Raw genomic sequence first — 17,588 nt, 5'->3', positions numbered from 1 at the left:
TTTCCAGGAGGCACTGTGGCAGAGGCGTACATCGTCGGGGCAGTCCGCACCCCGGTCGGCAAGAAGAAGGGCGGCCTTTCCACCGTCCACCCCACTGACCTGGCCGCGCACACGCTGAAGGCGCTGATCGACCGCACCGGCGTCGACCCCGCGGCGGTCGAGGACGTCATCATGGGGTGCGTCATGCAGTTCGGCCCCCAGAGCATGGACATCGCGCGGAACGCCTGGTTGTCGGCCGGCCTGCCGGAGACCACCGCCGGCGTCACGATCGACCGGCAGTGCGGCTCCTCGCAGCAGTCGATCCACTTCGCCGCCCAGGGCGTGCTGTCCGGCACCCAGGACCTGGTCGTGGCCGCCGGCGTGGAGTCGATGAGCGTCGTGCCGATGGGCTCGTCGATCACGGCCGCGCTGGAGAAGGGCATGCCTTTCCCGTTCGGCGAGACGTGGGTCGAACGGTACGGCAAGCAGGAGATCTCGCAGTTCCGCGGCGCGGAGCTGATGTGCGAGAAGTGGGGCTACACGAGGGAGACGCTGGAGCGGTTCGCGCTGGAGTCCCACCAGCGCGCCGCCAAGGCCATCGCGAACGGCTACTTCAAGGACCAGATCGCCCCCGTCAACGGCGTCGAGGACGACGAGGGCCCGCGGGCCGACACGACGCTGGAGAAGATGGCCACGCTCAAGACGCTGAAGGAGGGCGGCCAGATCACCGCCGCCACCTCCTCGCAGATCTCCGACGGCTCCGGCGCGCTGCTGATCGCCTCCGAGCAGGCGGTCAGGGACCACGGCCTCACACCGCGGGCCCGCATCCACCAGCTCGCCCTCATGGGCGACGACCCCGTCTACATGCTGACCGCGCCCATCCCCGCCACGCGGCGGGCGCTGGAGAAGGCCGGCATGTCGATCGACGACATCGACGTGGTGGAGATCAACGAGGCGTTCGCGCCGGTGCCGCTGGCCTGGACGCACGAGCTCGGCGCCGACCCGGCCAAGGTCAACCCGAACGGCGGGGCCATCGCGCTGGGCCACCCGCTCGGCGGCACGGGCGCGATCCTGATGACCAAGCTCCTGCACGAGCTCGAGCGCACGGGCGGCCGGTACGGGCTGCAGACGATGTGCGAGGGCGGCGGCCAGGCCAACGTCACCATCATCGAGCGCCTCTGAAAGGCATGAAAGGTGCGGGCGCCGCCTCCTGGCGTACGGGGGAGGCGGCGCCCGCCTAACTACCCATCCTGAGTAGTTGTCTAGCGGCCCTTCGGCGGGATGCGCCGGGGCGGCATGATCGGCCGTTGCGGCATCTTGGGCATCGGCCGCGTCACGGGCAATCCGGGAAGGTTCTTTTTCCTGGATGAACGGACTCGCATAAGGAAGCTCCTTTACACAGACTCACGACGCGGCTCATCGAGGCCGGTCTGCAAGCTCAGCTGCCGCGTCTGGACGGATGACGGGCGGTCTCGCTGCCGAGCAGCGGCGAATCACAGGTAAAGGCGCATGTCCATGACAGTACGGGCCGCCCGCGAGCCCGTGCAACCGAATTAACGCCTCGCGAGTGAGAGCGCCCGGAGCCGGGCCGCCGCCACCGCCGCCCCCGACAGGGCCGCCACCAGCACCGTGATCGACAGGGGCGCGGCGAAGTAGGTGAGCTGGGCCCAGGTCACCGTCCGCCCGTTCATGAGGAACGAGATCAGGTCCGGATAGGCCGCCAGCACGGCCACGGGCAGCAGCACGGGCACCAGCCGCCACCAGGGGCGCCCGCCCGCGCGCCGGGCGGCCCAGCGCCGCGAGCGCAGCACGCCCATGACGCCGAGGCCGGCCGCGACCGCCGCCAGCGCGCCCAGCACCAGCTCGAACAGCTGCCGGTCACCCCCGGGCACCTCAGGGACCCGGCCCTCGCTCAGGGCGGTCAGCCCCTCCATGACCGTGTACGTCTCGTCGGTCAGCGCCGCCCCGTTCGTCATGACGGCGAAGCCGTACCCGGTCTTGGGGGAGATCGCCTCGACGGCGTTGTACGTGAACAGGTTCCCCGAGTGCACGAGCTGCCCGGTGTCGCGCTCGACGCCCCAGCCCATGCCGTAGTCGCGGATCTTGGTAGGCGTGTGCATGAGGTCCAGGCTCTCCCGCTTGACCAGCGGGCGGCCGTCGCCCGACTGCGCGATCAGCCACCTGCCCATGTCGGCGGCGGTGGTGATGACCCCGCCCGAGCCGCTGTCGTTGAGGAAGCCGGACAGCTCGGGACGCGGGAGCCAGGCGCCGAAGATCGAGTTGTAGCCGTCGGCCGGCCTGACGACCCGGTCGCTGACGGCGCTGGACTTCATGCCGAGCGGGCCGAACACCCGATTCCGCAGGTAGTCGCCGAACCGTTGCCCGGAGGCCACCTCCACCAGCCGGGCGGCCAGGTCGTAGTTGACGTTGCAGTACTCCCACCGGGTGCCGGGGGCGGCGCGCAGCTCGGAGCCGGACAGCCGGGAGGTGTAGTCGGCGAGCGAGGTGGCCTCTTCCACGGCCGCGATGTCGACCGTCGTGTCCGACAGGCCGGAGGTCTGGTTCAGCAACTGCCGTACGGTGATCGCGGCCGCGCGCGGATCCGCCATCCGGAACCCCGGCAGCTGCGCGGCCACCGGCTCGTCCAGCTTGATCCTGCCCCGCTCCACGAGCGTCATCACGGCCGTCGCGGTGAACGACTTGCTGACCGAGGCCACGCGCATCGGGGTGTTCTCGGTCACGGCACGCCCCTCGGAGTCGTGGCCGTAGCCGGCCGCGTGCACGACCTTGCCGTTGCGCGTCACGACCACGGACATGCCGGGCAATCCGGTGGACTCCATGGCCTGCCGGAGGTAGGCGTCGATGGTCTGGGGCGTCGGCTGCGGGACGGGGGCGAGGGTCAGCGCCGTCGAGAGGCCGATCAGGAGGGACTTCACTGCTATCACGGGGAGAAAATCTAGGAAGTCACCCCCGCCCTCCGGATCGGCCGACCGTCCAGTGCCACCCCTGACGAAAGTCAGGTCAGCCGCTCCGGGACGGTGTTGTGCACCTGCTGGAAGATCACCGACGTGCGGAAGCCGACGATCTCCTTGCGCTTGCTCAGCCGGTCGAGCAGGAACGAGTGCAGGTGGTCCAGGTCCGGCACCGCCACGTGCAGGAGGAAGTCGTCCCCGCCCGCCAGCACGAACACGCTGAGCACCTCCGGCATCGCCGCCGCCGACGACTTGAACGCGTTGATCACCGGCCGGCTCAGCGGGCGCACCTGGACCGACACCATGGCCTGGACGCTCCGGTTGAGCGCGGCCGGGTCGATGTCGGCGTGGTAGCCGCGGATGACGCCGCGCCGGGTGAGCGACCTGACCCGCTCCAGGCAGGTCGAGGGCGCCACGCCGAGCTGCCGGGCCAGCTCCCGGTTGGACTGCCGCGCATCCGTTTGGAGCAGCCGCACGATTTCCGAATCAAGTTCGTCCATGTGTGGATGGTCTCACGCACTTCCGACCATTCGTTCGGCTAGCACGGGAATGGGCCGAATGAGTGCACTAGTTTCGGGGGCATGACGGAACATCGCATTGGTGCGGGACACGGTACGGCCCTGCTGGTGGGAGCGGTCCTGGGGCCGGGGATGCTGGTGCTGCCGCACCTCGCCGCCGCTGCCGCGGGGCCCGCGTCCGTGCTGGCCTGGGCCGGGCTGCTCGCGCTGAGCGTCCCCGTCGCGCTGACCTTCGCCGCGCTCGGCGCTAGGTATCCCGACGGCGGGGGAGTGGCGAGCTTCGCCGGGCTCGCGTTCGGGCGGCACGCCTCCGCCGTGGTCGGCTGGTGGTTCTACGGCGCCGTCCCCATCGGCACCGTCGCGGGCGCGCTGGTCGGCGGCCAGTACGTCGAGGCCACGCTGGGCATGGACGCCGCCCTGGCCGCCTGCCTGATCCTGGGAGCCGCCTTCGCCGCCAACGTCGCCGGCCTGCGCACCTCGGGGCGGCTGCAGATCGGCTTCGTCGTCCTGCTCGTCGCGCTGCTGGCCACGGCCGTGGTCACCGCCGCTCCGCATGCCGATCCGGGGAACTTCGCCCCCTTCGCCCCGCACGGCGCCGCGGGCGTGGCGGACGCGGCCGGCGTGCTCCTGTTCGCCTTCGTCGGCTGGGAGGCGGCCAGCCATCTGTCGGCCGAGTTCGCCGGCAAGGGGGCCGGCCTGGTCAGGGCCACCGTGGTGACGCTCGTCGTGGTCGGGATCCTGGTGGGCGTGTCGGTCACCTCCGTCGGGGTGCTCGGCCCCGGCATGACCGGCGTGCCGCTCACCGCCATGCTGGAGACCGGCATCGGCCCGGCCGCCCGGCCGGTCACCGGGGTGGTGGCGGTGCTGCTGACCTTCGGAGCGGTCAACACCTACCTCGCCGGGGCCTCCCGGCTGGGCGCGGCCATGGCCAGAGACGGGGCGCTGCCGGGCTGGTTCGCCAAGGGCGGGGCGCCGGGCGGGACGCCGTACCGGAGCCTGGGGCTGCTCGCCGTGCTCAGCGTGCCCGTGCTGGTGTGGGCGGTGGACCTGGACCTGCTCATGCGGGCCACCTCGGCGTGCCTGGCCGCCGTCACGGCGGCCGGCGTGGTGGCGGCCGTGCGGATGCTGCCCGCGGGGCGGCACCGGAACACGGCCGTGGTGGGGGCCGGACTGTCGCTCGTGGCGCTGGCGTTCTGCGGTGGCTACCTCGTGGTGCCGGCCGTGCTCGCCCTGGTGGCGATCGGGGCGCTGAACGTGAATGCTCGTCGTTCGTACAAAATCCAGCTATAAACGGCGCATGGCGCCGTCAGGCGGGCAGTACTCCTAGCACAGGACGGCGCATCGTCGGGAGGTGCTATGACCGAGCACGCCAAGTACGCGGAATCCAGGGAGGTCGGCGAGCAGGCCCGCGAGAAGGAGTGGACGCGGCCCAGCTTCGCCAAGCAGCTCTTCCTCGGCGACTTCCGGCTGGATCTGGTGTACCCCGTGCCGACGCTGTCCGACGAGGCGACCAAGCGAGGTGAGGAGTTCGTCAGGGCGGTACGGCGCTACCTCGACGCCCATGTCGATCCCGCCCTCATCGAGCGGACCGCGCAGGTGCCGGACGAGGTGGTCAAGGGGCTCGCGGGGCTCGGGGCCTTCGGCATCACGATCGGCGAGGAGTACGGCGGGCTCGGGCTGCCCTACCTGTACTACTGCCGCACGCTCATGCTCGTCGGCTCGTACTGCCCGGCGCTGGCCACGCTGCTGTCGGCGCACCAGTCGATCGGGGTGCCGCAGCCGCTCAAGCTGTTCGGCACCGAGGAGCAGAAGCGGGAGTTCCTGCCGAGGTGCGCGGCGGGCGAGATCTCCGCGTTCCTGCTGACCGAGCCCGACGTCGGCTCCGACCCGGCCCGGCTGTCCACCACCGCCGTCCGCGACGGCGACGACTACGTGCTCGACGGCGTCAAGCTGTGGACGACCAACGGCGTCGTCGCCGACCTCCTGGTGGTCATGGCCAGGACCGGCAAGAAGATCAGCGCGTTCGTGGTCGAGGCCGACTCTCCCGGCATCACGGTCAAGCGGCGCAACGGCTTCATGGGATTGCGCGGCATCGAGAACGGGGTCACCGAGTTCTCCCAGGTCAGGGTGCCGGCCAAGAACCTGATCGGGCGCGAGGGGCAGGGACTGAAGATCGCCCTGACCACGCTGAACACCGGCCGCCTGTCGTTGCCGGCTACCTGCGCGGGCAACGCCAAGTGGGCCGTCAAGATCGCCCGCGAGTGGGGCAACGAGCGCGTGCAGTGGGGCCGCAAGGTCGGGCAGCACGAGGCCGTGGCCACCAAGATCGCGTTCATCGCTTCGACCGCGTACGCGCTCGAAGCCCTCTGCGAGCTCACCAGCCGCCTGGCCGACGACCAGCGCAACGACATCAGGATCGAGGCGGCGCTGGCCAAGCTGTACGCGTCGGAGCTGTCGTACCAGGCGCTCGACGAACTGGTCCAGATCAGGGGAGGGCGCGGCTACGAGACCGCCGAGTCGCTCGTGGCGCGCGGCGAGCGCGGCGTGCCCGCCGAGCAGATGCTGCGCGACTCCCGCATCAACCGCATCTTCGAGGGCTCCTCGGAGATCATGCGCCTGATGATCACCCGGGAGGCGGTGGACGCGCACCTGTCGGCCGCCGGCGAGCTGATCAACCCGGAGGCCTCCCGCCAGGAACGCGCCCAGGCCCTGCGCCGGGCCGGCCGCTTCTACGCCAAGTGGCTGCCCACGCTGGTGGCCGGCACCGGCAACCTGCCCACGTCGTACGGCGACTTCGGCCCGCTGGCCGCGCACCTGCGCTTCGTGGAGCGGACCAGCCGCAAGCTGGCGCGCTCCACCTTCTACGGCATGTCCCGCTGGCAGGGCCGGTTGGAGCACAAGCAGTCGTTCCTCGGCAGGCTCGTGGACGTCGGGGCCGAGCTGTTCGCCATGACCGCCGTGTGCGTCAAGGCCGAGGAGGACTCCAGGGACCTCGGACGCCGGCCGTACGAGCTCGCCGACACCTTCTGCCACCAGGCACGACGCCGCGTCGACGCGCTGTTCGACCGGCTCTGGGACAACAGCGACGCCGGCGACGTGCGGCTGGCCGGCTACGTGCTCGACGGCCGCTACGAGTTCGTCGAGGAGGGCATCCTCGACCCCTCCGTCGAGGGGCCGTGGATCGGCACGCCGCAGGGCGGGGAGAGCGTCCGGAGAAAGATCCTCTGACGCCCGGTCTAGACCGGTTGTGAGGGTGTAGCGCCCTGGACGTTTTCAAACTGATACGAGCCGGTATAGACCGGCCCGCTGATCCAGGCTTACGCTTGCGCAAACGCGTCGAGCTGCACGCTCACGTGCCTCATCCCCCAGGACGGCGTCCGTTGGCTGGTACGGACCAGCACCCGTCCGACGAGAAGGCGGTATCTCCAGTGAACATGAAGCTTGTGGGCGGCGCCGCTCTCGGCCTTGCCACGATGCTGGTCCTGTCCAGCTGCGGCTCCGGCGGCTCCGGCGGCGGCGGAGGCAACACACAGGCGTCGGGCGGCGGACAGGTCACCCTGAAGATGGTCGCCGCCGACTACGGCGACGGCCCCGGCAAGCCGAACTCGGGCGAGACGTTCTGGAAGGGCGTCGTGGACGAGTTCCAGGCGGCCAACCCGAACATCAAGGTCGACGTCCAGGTCATCAACTGGAACGACATCGACAAGCAGGTCGCCACCATGGTCCAGAACGGCCAGGTGCCCGACATCCTGCAGACCGGCGACTACTCCGGCTTCGTCAAGGACGGGCTGCTCTACAAGGTGGACGAGGTGCTGTCGCCGAACGTCTCGGGCGACATGCTGCAGAAGTTCGCCGACTTCGGCAAGGTCGACGGCACCGCGTACGGCATCCCGTTCGTCTCCTCCGCTCGGGCGCTCTTCTACAACAAGGACCTGTTCCAGAAGGCCGGCATCACCGAGCCGCCGAAGACCTGGGACGAGCTGAAGGCCGACGCCGAGAAGCTGAAGAAGGCCGGCGTCACGCAGCCGTTCGGCATGCCGCTCGGCCAGGAGGAGGCCCAGGCCGAGTCGTTCCTGTGGATGCTGGGCAACGGCGGCGGCTACAAGGACGCCTCCGGCAAGTGGTCGATCAACTCGCCGCAGAACGTCGAGACCTTCACGTACATGAAGGGCCTGGTCGACGCGGGCCTGACCACTCCCAACCCGGGCACCAAGGACCGTAAGACGGTCTGGGAGGACTTCGGCGCAGGCAAGGTCGGCATGGTCAACGGCGGCCCCATGTCCATCCCGATCTTCGACGCGGCCGGGCTGAAGAACTACGGCGTCGCGCCGATCCCCGGCAAGAGCGGCCCGCTCGACACCACGCTCGGCGTCATGGACTGGATCATGGCGTTCAACAAGAACGGCCACGCCGCCGAGATCAAGAAGTTCTTCGACTTCTTCTACACCGGCAGCGCCGCCCAGAAGATCTCCGACACGTACAAGCTGCTGCCCGTCACCAACGGCGGCATCCAGAAGCTGTCGAGTGACGAGAAGCTCAAGCCGTTCCTCGACGGGCTGCCGAACGCCAGTTTCTACCCGTTCCAGGACCCCAAGTGGGCTGAGGTGAACCCGGCGATCAAGCAGACCATCGGTGGGGCCGTCAAGGACGACCCGGCCAAGGTCCTCGGTGAGCTGCAGAAGACCGCCGAAGCGGCCGGCTGATCAGTCGGGGGCCCGTGCGGCCGGCGCTCTCACCGGGGCCGGCCGCACCGTCTTGGAAGGTTGCACATGAGAAGGTTGCGCGCCCTGGAGCCCCTCGCGTGGGTCGGGCCCGCCGTGGTGCTGATCGCGCTGGTCGTGCTCTGGCCCGTGATCGAGATGATCAGGTCGTCGTTCCTCAAGATCAGCCGGTTCGGCGTGGTCCAGGGTGACAACGGCTTCGCGAACTACGAGAAGCTGTTCGCCGAGAAGGACTTCGCCGACATCATGGTCCGCAGCGTGATCTGGGTGGTCGCGGTCGTCGCGCTCACCGTGCTGATCTCGCTGGCCCTCGCCCAGCTGTTCAACCAGCGCTTCCCGCTGCGCAAGGCGGCCCGGTGGGCGCTGATCGCGCCGTGGGCCGCGTCGGTGCTGATGACGGCGATCATCTTCAAGTGGATGCTCGACCCCGAGGTCGGCGTGATCAACCAGATCCGGCTGAAGCTGGGGCTGATCGACGCGATGGGCGGAGCCTCGGCCGACCAGCTCGGCGACGCCTCCACCGCGATGCCGTGGCTGGTGTTCGTGGCCGTCTTCGTGTCGGTGCCGTTCACCACGTACGCGCTGCTGGCCGGGCTGGCGACGATCCCCGCCGACGTCTATGAGGCCGCCACGATGGACGGAGCCGGACGGTTCCGGACGTACTGGTCGATCACACTGCCGCTGCTGCGGCCCGCGCTCACCGTCGCGGCGCTCATCAACGTCATGAACGTCTTCAACAGCTTCCCGATCATCTGGGCCATGACACACGGCCAGCCCGGCTACTCCACGGCCACCTCGACGATCCTCATGTTCATCCTCAAGGGCTCGAACATCGGCGAGTCGGCGGCCATGTCCGTCGTCAACTTCGGCATGGTGATCATCCTGACCATGATCTTCCTCAGGGTCTCCCGCTGGAACAAGGAGGTGGCGTGATGGCCGTCAACACCCTGCCGTCACAGGCCACCAGGCCGCGTCAGCACGTCAGGCCGGCGGCGCGGCGCAGGATGCCGCGCCTCAAGACCGTGATCGTCGCGGCCGCCGCGTACGTCATCTCGTTCATCTTCCTGTTCCCGTACGTGGTGATGTTGCTCACCTCGCTGCGCTCACAGGAGTCCCTGCGTGAGGTGTCGTTCTGGCCGAAGGAGTGGGTGTGGTCGAACCTCGCCAACTTCTGGACCAGCGGCCTGGCCGGCAACCTGTGGGTGACGCTCAAGGTCGCCGGCGGCTCGACCGTGCTGGTGCTCCTGGTGGCGCTGCCCGCCGCGTACTACTCGGCCAGGCACAACTTCAGGGGCCGCACGGCGTTCCTGATCCTCGTGCTGATCACCCAGATGTTCCAGCCCACGGCCATGCTGGTCGGCATCTACCGCGAGTTCTTCCAGTTCGGGCTGGTGGACTCGATCTGGTCGCTGATCCTCGTCAACGGCGGGTTCAACCTGGCGTTCGCGGTGTGGATCCTGAACGCGTACTTCGCCTCGATCCCGCGCGAGCTGGAGGAGGCCGCGTTCATCGACGGGAACGGCCGCTTCGGCGCGCTGTTCAGGATCACGCTGCCGCTGGCCATGCCCGGCGTCATCACGGCCCTGATCTTCACCTTCATCGCCGCGTGGAACGAGTTCGTGGTCGCGCTCACGCTGACCACGACCCCGGAGAACCAGCCGCTCACGGTGGCGCTCAACTCGTTCATCGGTCAATACCAGGTGGACTGGCAGAACCTGTTCGCCGGGTCCGTGATCGCCACCATCCCGGTGATCATCCTCTTCGCGCTGATCGAGCGGAAGGTGGTGGGCGGCCTCACGGCCGGGTCGATCAAGTAGCCCTTACGCCTTGGGCTTGGGCACCCGTGCCACGCAGAAGACCGTCTGGCCGAACGGTGGCCTGATGAACCGCTCGATGAAGCGGGTCGTCGGGACCACCGTACGGTCGTAGATCTTGACCAGGCGCGGGTCGGGGTAGCCGACGCCGCCCCGGCGCACGGCGGCCCACCAGGCGATGCCGCCCAGGAAGTTGATCGGCTTGAGCACCTCGACGTCCAGGCCCGCCTTGGCGACCGCCGCGCCGAGCGTCTTGGGCGTGTAGCGCTGGACGTGGCCCACCTTGCGGTCGAAGTCCCCGTAGAGCTGCATGTAGCCGGGCACCCAGATGATGATCCGCCCGCCCGGCAGCGTGACGCGGGCCAGCGAGCGCAGCGCCTCGGCGTCGTCCTCGATGTGCTCCAGGACGTTCATCATGACGACGGTGTCGACCTTGTCCTCGAGCGGGATGTCGGTCGGCAGCCCGAACTGCAGGACGTCGATCTCGTCGCGCTCCGCGAACCGCTTTTCCAGCTGCTCGACGCAGTAGGGGTCGAAGTCGCTCACGACCAGCCTGTCGAGGCGCGGCAGGAACTGCTCGGCGAAGTGGCCGAGGCCCGAGCCGATCTCCAGCATCGAACGACCGACATGCGGGGCGACCATGTCGAACTCGTACTGCCGATAGTTCTTGGCCTCGTCCCCACCCAGGTGGTTCTCCAGGGCCTCGTCACCGGCCGCCGGTTGCACTACACGGTCATACCCAGAAGACATAGTCCCGTTCCTTCTCGGGGGCTCATGGATTGCCCGAGTCTAGTGCCCCGATCAACGGTGACGTTCACCCGATACGCGAAAGACCCTTCCCCGGGGCACCTCGGATGGGATGGAATCTGACTCGCCATGAACGACGACGAGGCGATCGAGCGCTCGCTCGCGGGAGACCAGGCCGCCTATGAGGTGCTGGTCGCCCGTTACAGCGCGCTCGCCCACCGTACCGCTTTCATGCTGGGGGCGGGGGACGAGGCCGAGGACGTGGTGCAGGAGGCGTTCGTCAAGGCGTACCGGCACCTGCCCGGCTTCCGCAGGGACGCGCCGTTCCGGCCGTGGCTGCTGCGCATCGTGGCCAACGAGACCCACAACCTGACCCGGTCCCGGGGGCGCCGCTCCGAGCTGGCCTTACGGCTGAGCGCCACGGCGTCCGTGGCCGCGCCCGACGACCCCGAGGGCACCGCGGTCGCCACCGACCGGCGCTCCCGCCTGCTGGAGGCGGTACGCCGGCTGCCCGAGCGGGAACGCCAGGCCGTCGTCTGCCGGTATTTCTTACAGCTGACCGAGGCGGAGACGGCGCAGGTGCTCGACTGGCCCGTGGGCACCGTCAAGTCCAGCACGCATCGGGGGCTGGCCCGGCTGAGGGAGGAGGTGGGCAATGAACTCGCGTGAGCCTTTCGACGACCTGGAGTCCGAACTTCTGGCGCTCGGCGACCTCATCGACGTCCCCGGCCCGCCGCCCGCGGACGTCGCCGCCGCCGTACGCGCCCGCCTTGAGGCTTCTCGCGGTGAGAGCCCCGACCCGGCGCACGGCCCCGTCAGCACCCCCGTACGGCCGCACACCCCGGCGCGGCGGCACCGGCGCGCGAGGTGGAAGGTCGTCACGGCCGTCGTCCTCGTCGTCATCGCGATCACGGCCGCGACCCCCCAGGGACGGGCGGCGGTGGTGCGGATCCTGCGGTTCGCCGGGATCGAGCTTCAGATCGGCGACACGCCGCCGAAGGCCGTCACCGCCGTCACGCCCCTGCCGTACGAGCACACCGTGGACCCGGACGACCTCAAGGCCGAGGTGAAGTTCCAGGTCAGGACGCCGAAGGCGCTCGGCGAGCCCGAACGCGTCACGGTCGCCGACCGGGGCCGGGTCGTGTCGATGTTCTGGCCGGGCGGCGTCCGGCTCGACCAGTTCGACGGCGGCCTGGACCCGGCGTTCTTCAAGAAGCTCGGCCCGCCCTGGCCCGACTACACCAAGGTCGGGCCCTACCAGGCGTGGTGGATCAAGGGGGCGCACCCCCTCGGCTACCTCAGCCGCCAGGACGGCACCGAGATCCCCCTGCGCCAGGCGGGTCCCACCCTCATCTGGCAGCAGGACACGCTGAACTACCGCCTGGAAGGCGTCAAGACCAAGGAAGAGGCCGTCCGCATCGCCACGTCACTCGGCTGAGGGCCGGATCGCCGCGTCATTCGGGCGAGGGCGAGCCCGTCAGCCACTCGTCCACGCCCGCCAGCAGCTCCTTGCGCACCGGCTCGGGGGCCGCGGAGGACTGGAGGGACTGGCGGGCCAGCTCGGCCAGCTCCGCGTCGCTGAAACCGTAGACCTCCCTGGCCAGCTCGTACTGGCGCAGCAGCCGCGCGCCGAACAGCAGCGGGTCGTCGGACCCCAGCGCGATCGGCACCCCCGCGTCGAACAGCCGCCGCAGCGGCACGTCGGCGGCCCGCTCGGCCACCCCCAGCCCCACGTTGGAGGTGGGGCAGATCTCGCAGCAGATCTGCCGGTCGGCCAGCCGCCGCATCAGCCGCTCGTCCTCCGCCGCCCGCACCCCGTGCCCGACCCGGTCGGCGTCCAGGTCGTCCACGCACTGCGACACGCTCCGCGGGCCCAGCAGCTCGCCCCCGTGCGGCACGGACAGCAGCCCGCCCCGCTTGGCGATCCTGAACGCCCGCTCGAAGTCCCTCGCCTCGCCCCGCCGCTCGTCGTTGGACAGCCCGAACCCCACCACGCCCCTGCCGGCGTACTGGGTGGCGAGCCTGGCCAGCGTGTTCGCGTCGAGCGGGTGGCGCGTCCTGTTGGCCGCCACGATCACCGCGATCCCGATCCCCGCGTGCTCGGCCGCCAGGCGGGCCGCGTCCAACGTCAGCTCCAGCGTCGCCGTCAGCCCGCCGAACCGCTGCGCGTAACCCGACGGGTCCACCTGGATCTCCAGCCACCGCGACCCGGCCGCCGCCTCGTCCTCGGCCGTCTCGCGCAGCAGCCGGTAGACGTACTCGGGGCGGGTCAGCACGGACCTGGCGATGTCGTACAGCCGCTGGAACCTGAACCACCCGCGCTCGTCGGTGGCCCGCAACTTGGGCGGCCAGTCCTGCTCCAGCGCGTCCGGCAGGTGCAGCCCCTGCTCCCTGGCCAGCTCGATAAGCGTGGAATGCCGCATCGATCCGGTGAAATGCAGATGTAGATGTGCCTTGGGCAGCGTGTTCAGGGGCCTTGCCATTTGCATATCTTGCCACTCAACCCCGGGACCGCTTCGCGCGTTTGGGAGGGCGAAAGGGGACCCTCGCTCATGACAGATGACGATGAAGCGGCCTTCGACGAGTTCCTGGCCGCCCGCAGCACCTCGCTGCTGCGCACCGCGATCCTGGTCTGCGGCGCGACCGTGCACGACGCCGAGGACCTGGTGCAGCACGCGTTGGAGAAGGTCTACCGGCACTGGTCGCGGATCAGGCGCGACAACCCCGAGGCGTACGCGCGCAAGGTCGTCGTGAACGCGGCGATCAGCAAGGCGCGGCGCCGCAAGATCGTGCAGGAGATCACCTTCGCCCGGCCGCCCGACACCGCCGCCGACTCACCCGACCTCGACCTGCGCGACGCGCTCATCACGGAGCTGCGCAGGCTGCCGCCCAGGATGCGGGCCGTGCTCGTCCTGCGCTACTGGGAGGACCAGACGGAGCATGACACGGCCGCCCTGCTCGGCTGCTCGGTCGGGACCGTGAAGAGCCAGGCGGCGCGGGGGCTCGCCAGGATCCGCGAAAACATGACTCTCGCAGAGGAAGTGACCAGATGACGATCGAGGACGAGCTCACGGACGCCATGGCGGCACACGTCGCCGGCGTGCAGGCCCCGCCGGACCTGGGCGGGTCCGTACGGCGCCGCAACCGCTCCCGCGTGCTCCGGTTTCGCGTGGCGGGCGCGGCGCTCGTCACGGCGGCCGTCGCGGTGGCCGTGCCCGTGGCGCTGAACTCCGGGGAACCCGCCGGCGGGAACGTCGCGAGCGGCCAGAACCGGGCCGTGATGCAGGAGGACGTGACCGTGCCCGACGTGACGGGCAAGACCGCCACCGAGGCGACCGAAGCCCTGCGCGCGGCCGGACTGCTGGCCGACCTCGCGGCGACGGAGGTGCGGAACAACCGGGTGACAGACCAGAAGCCCGCGGCCGGGCAGCAGGTCACGCCCGGCAGCCATGTCGAGCTCACCCTGGAGCCGCCGCCGGTCACCATGCCGCAGGACCTGGGCGATCTGGGCGACGGGCGGGAGTTCGGCGGCATCCGTCTGGATTACCTGCCGGAAGGGCTCGAATGGGGCAAGTGGTCGGGCAAGGACGGCTTCGGCAAGCGCAGCTACACCACCACCTTCGACAAGCCGGGCAATGAGCCGGGGCACTACTCCGTCCAGGTGATCGTGTTCGAGGACGCGGCCGCCAAGAGCGCACTCACCCGCTTCCCCGAGGACGGCGCCGAGAGCGTGGACGTCGGTGGGGAGAAGGCGCGCCTGGCGACGCTCTCCGAAGGCGGCGAGATCGTGCCGGACGGCTCGGAGGAGGGCACGCTCACGATCGCCTGGAAGCTGCGCGACGGGCTCGCGGTCGAGGTGTGCCTCAGCCCCGACTACGTCAAGGACGTGGACGGCCGGGCCGAGGCGAAGAAGATCGCGGAGGGCATCCGCGCGACCGGCTGAACCCGCGGTACGGATGAGGCCGAACGGGGGATCAACCTTGCATGATCCCTGAGGCGCCCCCCGGCATCGGCCGGGGCGGGCGGGCGGCGCTCACGGCACTCGCGTTCGCGGTGACCTCCCTGGTCATCTACGCGCTCTTCTCCTCGGGGTTCGGGCGCCCGCGCCCGGCCCCTGTGGAGGGCCCTGTCATGGTCGGGGCCACCGTCGCCGAGCCCACCCTCGCGGTGGTCTCCGACGATCTCTGGCTCACCTACCTCCCCGCGGGGCTGGAGCGCAGCGGCGGGGGAGCCGTCGAGCCGAAGGGGGCGTGGGCCAGGTTCGGCTCGGGCGGGCGGTTCGTGGAGGCCCAGGTCGAGCCCGCCGCCGACTGGGCGGGCTACGCCAGGAGGACCGCCCTCCTCGACGCCCGCCCCATCACCGTACGCGGCCGGGCCGCCGTGGTCGGCAGGCATCCGGACGGCGGCCGGATGATCGTCTGGCTCGAACGCGTGGGCACGGGCGCCTGGATCAGGGTCAGCGACCCCCTGGGCGGCGAACTGGTGGCAATTGCCGCCTCAGTCAAGAGTCCTGTAGGAGACTGAGAGCCTTTTCCGTGCGTTTCTTGGGGGGTCGATGCGGCGTCTGGCAGCGGTGCTCCTCATGTTCGCGCTCGGTGGGTGCGGCGCCGACGACCCGCCCGCGCCCGAGGCGATCGGCACACCGCCGCCGTCCGCGCACGCCTCGCACAAGGGCGCCGCGCTGACCTGCGGCCAGACGAGGGTGGAGCTGCCCGCCATGCCCGAGGGGCTGACCAGGGTGGGCTCGTTTGCCCGCCTGGGGTCGCTCACCCGGCCGCTCGAGGTCAAGGGCCTCATCTGGCGGCGCGAGGACGAGCAGATGTACGTCGGCGTCGTCTGCGGGGCGCGGAACGCCGACGAGTTCGTCACGCTGGTCGCCAGGTCGTCGCTGACGGCGTACAAGGGCATGCCGGCGCTGCGCTGGACCACGCGTACCGGCGTGCGCAACTTCATGTGGCTGGAGCGGCCGGGCACCGCGGTCTACATCGCCGCGACGCCCGGCCTGGCGGCCCAGATCAGGCACATCGCCGCCGGCGTGGGCCTGGACCAGTCACGCTGAACCGGCTAGTGGGCCTCTGACAGCAGCTTGGCCACCCGGCTGACGCCCTCGACCAGGTCGTCGTCGCCCAGCGCGTACGACAGGCGGAAGTAGCCCGGCGTGCCGAACGCCTCGCCCGGCACCACCGCCACCTCGGCCTCCTCCAGGATCAGCTCGGCCAGCTCGCCGGACGACCGGGGGCGCCGGCCGCGCAACTCCTTGCCGATCAGGTCCTTGACCGATGGGTATGCGTAGAACGCCCCCTTCGGTTCCGGGCAGAACACGCCCGGGATCTCGTTGAGCATCCGGACCATCGTCTGGCGGCGCCGGTCGAACGCCGTGCGCATCTCGGCCACCGCCGACAGGTCGCCGGACACGGCGGCCAGCGCGGCCATCTGGGACACGTTGGCGACGTTGGAGGTGGCGTGGGACTGCAGGTTGGTGGCCGCCTTGACGACGTCGGCGGGGCCGATCAGCCAGCCCACGCGCCAGCCCGTCATCGCGTACGTCTTGGCCACGCCGTTGAGGATCACGACCCGGTCGCCCAGCTCGGGCACGGCCGTGGCGATGCTGGTGAACTCGGTGCCGCCGTACACCAGGTGCTCGTAGATCTCGTCGGTGACGACCCACAGGCCGTGCTCGGCCGCCCAGCGGCCGATGGCCGTGGTCTCCTGGCGGGAGTAGACGGCGCCCGTCGGGTTGCACGGCGAGACGAACAGCAGGACCTTCGTCCGCTCGGTGCGCGCGGCCTCCAGCTGCTCGACGGTCGCCAGGTAGCCGGTGGACTCGTCGGTCACGACGTCGACCTGCACGCCGCCGGCCAGCTTGATCGCCTCGGGGTAGGTGGTCCAGTAGGGCGCCACGACCAGGACCTCGTCACCCGGGTCGAGCAGCGTCGCGAACGCCTCGTAGACCGCCTGCTTGCCGCCGTTGGTCACCAGCACCTGCGACGCCTCGACCGCGTAACCGGAGTCGCGCCGGGTCTTGTCGGCGATGGCCTGCTTGAGCTCGGGCAGGCCGCCCGCCGGCGTGTACTTGTGGAAGCGGGGCTCGCGGGCCGCCTGGATCGCCGCCTCGACGATGTAGCCGGGCGTCGGGAAGTCGGGCTCGCCCGCGCCGAAGCCGATGACGGGCCGCCCGGCCGCCTTCATCGCCTTGGCCTTGGCGTCCACGGCGAGCGTGGCGGACTCGGAAATAGCGGAGATTCTCGCGGAGATGCGGGGTCGGGTGGACATGGGTCCATGGTCCCATGTGGTCGGTGACCTGGGCGGTCGGGATTGGGTTCGACGTACCCGGCAATCACCCGTATGCTTTCGATCGGTCCTTCCGCACAGCATGTCGCCGAGCGGTTCGGTCCATGCAGTGGGTCGATCAGGGTAGTCTGGTCTAACGACATAGGGCACTGGCGCAATTGGTAGCGCACCGGTCTCCAAAACCGGCGGTTGGGGGTTCGAGTCCCTCGTGCCCTGCGAGTGCGGTCCGCGCAATAATGGCGTGTAAGCGCGCCGCATAACTGCGTTGGATACGACAGATTTCAGGTGAGGACTGTGGCGATCGACACGCGCGGCGAGACCGCAGGCAAGCCGAGTGGCGAAAAGAAGACACGCACTTCACCTGCCCTTTTCTATCGGCAGGTCGTCAACGAGCTCCGCAAGGTCATCTGGCCGACACGCAAGGATCTCATCACCTACACCACGGTCGTTCTGATATTCGTTCTGATCATGGTGGCGATCGTGTACGGGCTCGACAGCGCCCTGGGATGGGCAGTCCTCAAGGTCTTCGGCGGCAGCTGATCCAGC

At 69.9% G+C, this 17,588-nt stretch carries 18 protein-coding genes and 1 tRNA gene; 14 read left to right on the top strand and 5 right to left on the bottom strand.

All coding sequences use genetic code 11. The features are described 5' to 3' along the window. The first annotated feature begins 15 nt into the window (after window positions 1-15). Window positions 16-1,161, top strand: a complete 1,146-nt coding sequence (locus ACIBQ1_RS18850; protein ID WP_397278974.1) for an acetyl-CoA C-acetyltransferase — start codon at window positions 16-18, stop codon at window positions 1,159-1,161. A 371-nt stretch (window positions 1,162-1,532) separates the two neighbouring features. On the opposite strand, the gene ACIBQ1_RS18845 is transcribed toward ACIBQ1_RS18850, so the two are convergent. Both ACIBQ1_RS18845 and ACIBQ1_RS18840 read right to left on the bottom strand, forming a co-directional pair. Then, window positions 1,533-2,924, bottom strand: a complete 1,392-nt coding sequence (locus ACIBQ1_RS18845; RefSeq protein ID WP_397278972.1) for a serine hydrolase domain-containing protein — start codon at window positions 2,922-2,924, stop codon at window positions 1,533-1,535. Between the two features lie 71 nt (window positions 2,925-2,995). After that, entirely contained in the window at window positions 2,996-3,451 is a 456-nt protein-coding gene (locus ACIBQ1_RS18840) for an Lrp/AsnC family transcriptional regulator (protein ID WP_397278970.1), read from the bottom strand. 81 nt (window positions 3,452-3,532) lie between these two features. Here ACIBQ1_RS18840 and ACIBQ1_RS18835 point away from each other — a divergent pair, with 81 nt between their 5' ends. From ACIBQ1_RS18835 to ACIBQ1_RS18815, 5 genes are all read left to right on the top strand, one after another. Then, window positions 3,533-4,759: an APC family permease gene (locus ACIBQ1_RS18835; protein ID WP_397278968.1), complete on the top strand. Its 1,227-nt coding sequence runs from the start codon at window positions 3,533-3,535 to the stop codon at window positions 4,757-4,759. Between the two features lie 66 nt (window positions 4,760-4,825). Further along, window positions 4,826-6,697 (top strand): acyl-CoA dehydrogenase family protein, encoded by a 1,872-nt coding sequence (locus ACIBQ1_RS18830; RefSeq protein WP_397278967.1) that lies wholly within the window; start codon window positions 4,826-4,828, stop codon window positions 6,695-6,697. Window positions 6,698-6,903: 206 nt separating this feature from the next. Next, window positions 6,904-8,172, top strand: coding sequence for an extracellular solute-binding protein (locus ACIBQ1_RS18825; RefSeq protein WP_397279117.1), 1,269 nt, complete (start codon window positions 6,904-6,906; stop codon window positions 8,170-8,172). Window positions 8,173-8,238: 66 nt separating this feature from the next. Beyond that, window positions 8,239-9,123 (top strand): carbohydrate ABC transporter permease, encoded by an 885-nt coding sequence (locus ACIBQ1_RS18820; RefSeq protein WP_397278965.1) that lies wholly within the window; start codon window positions 8,239-8,241, stop codon window positions 9,121-9,123. Continuing rightward, a complete protein-coding gene (locus ACIBQ1_RS18815; RefSeq protein WP_397278964.1) occupies window positions 9,123-10,007 on the top strand; it encodes a carbohydrate ABC transporter permease in 885 nt (294 codons plus the stop codon). Before ACIBQ1_RS18820 ends, ACIBQ1_RS18815 begins: the two co-directional genes overlap by 1 nt. Window positions 10,008-10,010: 3 nt before the next feature. Here ACIBQ1_RS18815 and ACIBQ1_RS18810 read toward each other — a convergent pair whose 3' ends face one another. After that, window positions 10,011-10,754 carry a class I SAM-dependent methyltransferase gene (locus ACIBQ1_RS18810; protein ID WP_397278963.1) on the bottom strand — a complete coding sequence of 248 codons (744 nt, stop codon included), beginning with the start codon at window positions 10,752-10,754 and terminating at the stop codon, window positions 10,011-10,013. A 126-nt stretch (window positions 10,755-10,880) separates the two neighbouring features. Between ACIBQ1_RS18810 and ACIBQ1_RS18805 the strand changes: the two genes are divergently transcribed. Beyond that, on the top strand, window positions 10,881-11,420 hold the full coding sequence (locus ACIBQ1_RS18805) for an RNA polymerase sigma factor (RefSeq protein WP_397278961.1): 540 nt from the start codon (window positions 10,881-10,883) through the stop codon (window positions 11,418-11,420). Beyond that, window positions 11,407-12,189 carry a hypothetical protein gene (locus ACIBQ1_RS18800; RefSeq protein WP_397278959.1) on the top strand — a complete coding sequence of 261 codons (783 nt, stop codon included), beginning with the start codon at window positions 11,407-11,409 and terminating at the stop codon, window positions 12,187-12,189. The genes ACIBQ1_RS18805 and ACIBQ1_RS18800 overlap by 14 nt, the downstream gene beginning before the upstream one ends. 16 nt (window positions 12,190-12,205) lie before the next feature. Here ACIBQ1_RS18800 and ACIBQ1_RS18795 read toward each other — a convergent pair whose 3' ends face one another. Next, window positions 12,206-13,234 (bottom strand): adenosine deaminase, encoded by a 1,029-nt coding sequence (locus ACIBQ1_RS18795; RefSeq protein WP_397278957.1) that lies wholly within the window; start codon window positions 13,232-13,234, stop codon window positions 12,206-12,208. Between the two features lie 69 nt (window positions 13,235-13,303). Here ACIBQ1_RS18795 and ACIBQ1_RS18790 point away from each other — a divergent pair, with 69 nt between their 5' ends. Genes ACIBQ1_RS18790 through ACIBQ1_RS18775 form a run of 4 tightly spaced genes read left to right on the top strand, consistent with a single transcriptional unit; the run spans window position 13,304 to window position 15,810 of the window. Then, window positions 13,304-13,804, top strand: coding sequence for a SigE family RNA polymerase sigma factor (locus ACIBQ1_RS18790; protein ID WP_397278955.1), 501 nt, complete (start codon window positions 13,304-13,306; stop codon window positions 13,802-13,804). Further along, the gene (locus tag ACIBQ1_RS18785; protein ID WP_397278953.1) at window positions 13,801-14,694 is read left to right on the top strand and encodes a PASTA domain-containing protein; all 894 of its coding nucleotides are present in this window, start codon (window positions 13,801-13,803) and stop codon (window positions 14,692-14,694) included. Before ACIBQ1_RS18790 ends, ACIBQ1_RS18785 begins: the two co-directional genes overlap by 4 nt. A 41-nt stretch (window positions 14,695-14,735) precedes the next feature. Then, a complete protein-coding gene (locus ACIBQ1_RS18780) occupies window positions 14,736-15,275 on the top strand; it encodes a hypothetical protein (protein WP_397278951.1) in 540 nt (179 codons plus the stop codon). Window positions 15,276-15,306: 31 nt separating this feature from the next. Then, window positions 15,307-15,810 carry a hypothetical protein gene (locus tag ACIBQ1_RS18775; RefSeq protein ID WP_397278949.1) on the top strand — a complete coding sequence of 168 codons (504 nt, stop codon included), beginning with the start codon at window positions 15,307-15,309 and terminating at the stop codon, window positions 15,808-15,810. A gap of 5 nt (window positions 15,811-15,815) precedes the next feature. On the opposite strand, the gene ACIBQ1_RS18770 is transcribed toward ACIBQ1_RS18775, so the two are convergent. Continuing rightward, window positions 15,816-17,024 carry a pyridoxal phosphate-dependent aminotransferase gene (locus ACIBQ1_RS18770; protein ID WP_397278947.1) on the bottom strand — a complete coding sequence of 403 codons (1,209 nt, stop codon included), beginning with the start codon at window positions 17,022-17,024 and terminating at the stop codon, window positions 15,816-15,818. 161 nt (window positions 17,025-17,185) lie between these two features. Between ACIBQ1_RS18770 and ACIBQ1_RS18765 the strand changes: the two genes are divergently transcribed. Both ACIBQ1_RS18765 and secE read left to right on the top strand, forming a co-directional pair. Further along, window positions 17,186-17,258, top strand: a tRNA-Trp gene (locus ACIBQ1_RS18765). Between the two features lie 78 nt (window positions 17,259-17,336). Further along, window positions 17,337-17,582, top strand: a complete 246-nt coding sequence (gene secE, locus ACIBQ1_RS18760; protein ID WP_397278946.1) for a preprotein translocase subunit SecE — start codon at window positions 17,337-17,339, stop codon at window positions 17,580-17,582. The last annotated feature ends 6 nt before the right edge of the window (window positions 17,583-17,588 follow it).

Origin of the sequence: Nonomuraea sp. NPDC050153 (assembly GCF_044460125.1) — a bacterium.
Lineage (GTDB): Bacteria > Actinomycetota > Actinomycetes > Streptosporangiales > Streptosporangiaceae > Nonomuraea.
This window is presented reverse-complemented; position numbering and strand designations above follow the sequence as displayed.

Excerpts from the sequence above, each read along its gene's own strand:
- ACIBQ1_RS18840 (WP_397278970.1), bottom strand. The coding sequence starts at position 3,451 with ATGGACGAACTTGATTCGGAAATCGTGCGGCTGCTCCAAACGGATGCG.
- ACIBQ1_RS18835 (WP_397278968.1), top strand. The coding sequence starts at position 3,533 with ATGACGGAACATCGCATTGGTGCGGGACACGGTACGGCCCTGCTGGTG.
- ACIBQ1_RS18830 (WP_397278967.1), top strand. The coding sequence starts at position 4,826 with ATGACCGAGCACGCCAAGTACGCGGAATCCAGGGAGGTCGGCGAGCAG.
- ACIBQ1_RS18825 (WP_397279117.1), top strand. The coding sequence starts at position 6,904 with ATGAAGCTTGTGGGCGGCGCCGCTCTCGGCCTTGCCACGATGCTGGTC.
- ACIBQ1_RS18820 (WP_397278965.1), top strand. The coding sequence starts at position 8,239 with ATGAGAAGGTTGCGCGCCCTGGAGCCCCTCGCGTGGGTCGGGCCCGCC.
- ACIBQ1_RS18815 (WP_397278964.1), top strand. The coding sequence starts at position 9,123 with ATGGCCGTCAACACCCTGCCGTCACAGGCCACCAGGCCGCGTCAGCAC.
- ACIBQ1_RS18810 (WP_397278963.1), bottom strand. The coding sequence starts at position 10,754 with ATGTCTTCTGGGTATGACCGTGTAGTGCAACCGGCGGCCGGTGACGAG.
- ACIBQ1_RS18805 (WP_397278961.1), top strand. The coding sequence starts at position 10,881 with ATGAACGACGACGAGGCGATCGAGCGCTCGCTCGCGGGAGACCAGGCC.
- ACIBQ1_RS18800 (WP_397278959.1), top strand. The coding sequence starts at position 11,407 with ATGAACTCGCGTGAGCCTTTCGACGACCTGGAGTCCGAACTTCTGGCG.
- ACIBQ1_RS18795 (WP_397278957.1), bottom strand. The coding sequence starts at position 13,234 with ATGGCAAGGCCCCTGAACACGCTGCCCAAGGCACATCTACATCTGCAT.
- ACIBQ1_RS18790 (WP_397278955.1), top strand. The coding sequence starts at position 13,304 with ATGACAGATGACGATGAAGCGGCCTTCGACGAGTTCCTGGCCGCCCGC.
- ACIBQ1_RS18785 (WP_397278953.1), top strand. The coding sequence starts at position 13,801 with ATGACGATCGAGGACGAGCTCACGGACGCCATGGCGGCACACGTCGCC.
- ACIBQ1_RS18780 (WP_397278951.1), top strand. The coding sequence starts at position 14,736 with ATGATCCCTGAGGCGCCCCCCGGCATCGGCCGGGGCGGGCGGGCGGCG.
- ACIBQ1_RS18775 (WP_397278949.1), top strand. The coding sequence starts at position 15,307 with ATGCGGCGTCTGGCAGCGGTGCTCCTCATGTTCGCGCTCGGTGGGTGC.
- ACIBQ1_RS18770 (WP_397278947.1), bottom strand. The coding sequence starts at position 17,024 with ATGTCCACCCGACCCCGCATCTCCGCGAGAATCTCCGCTATTTCCGAG.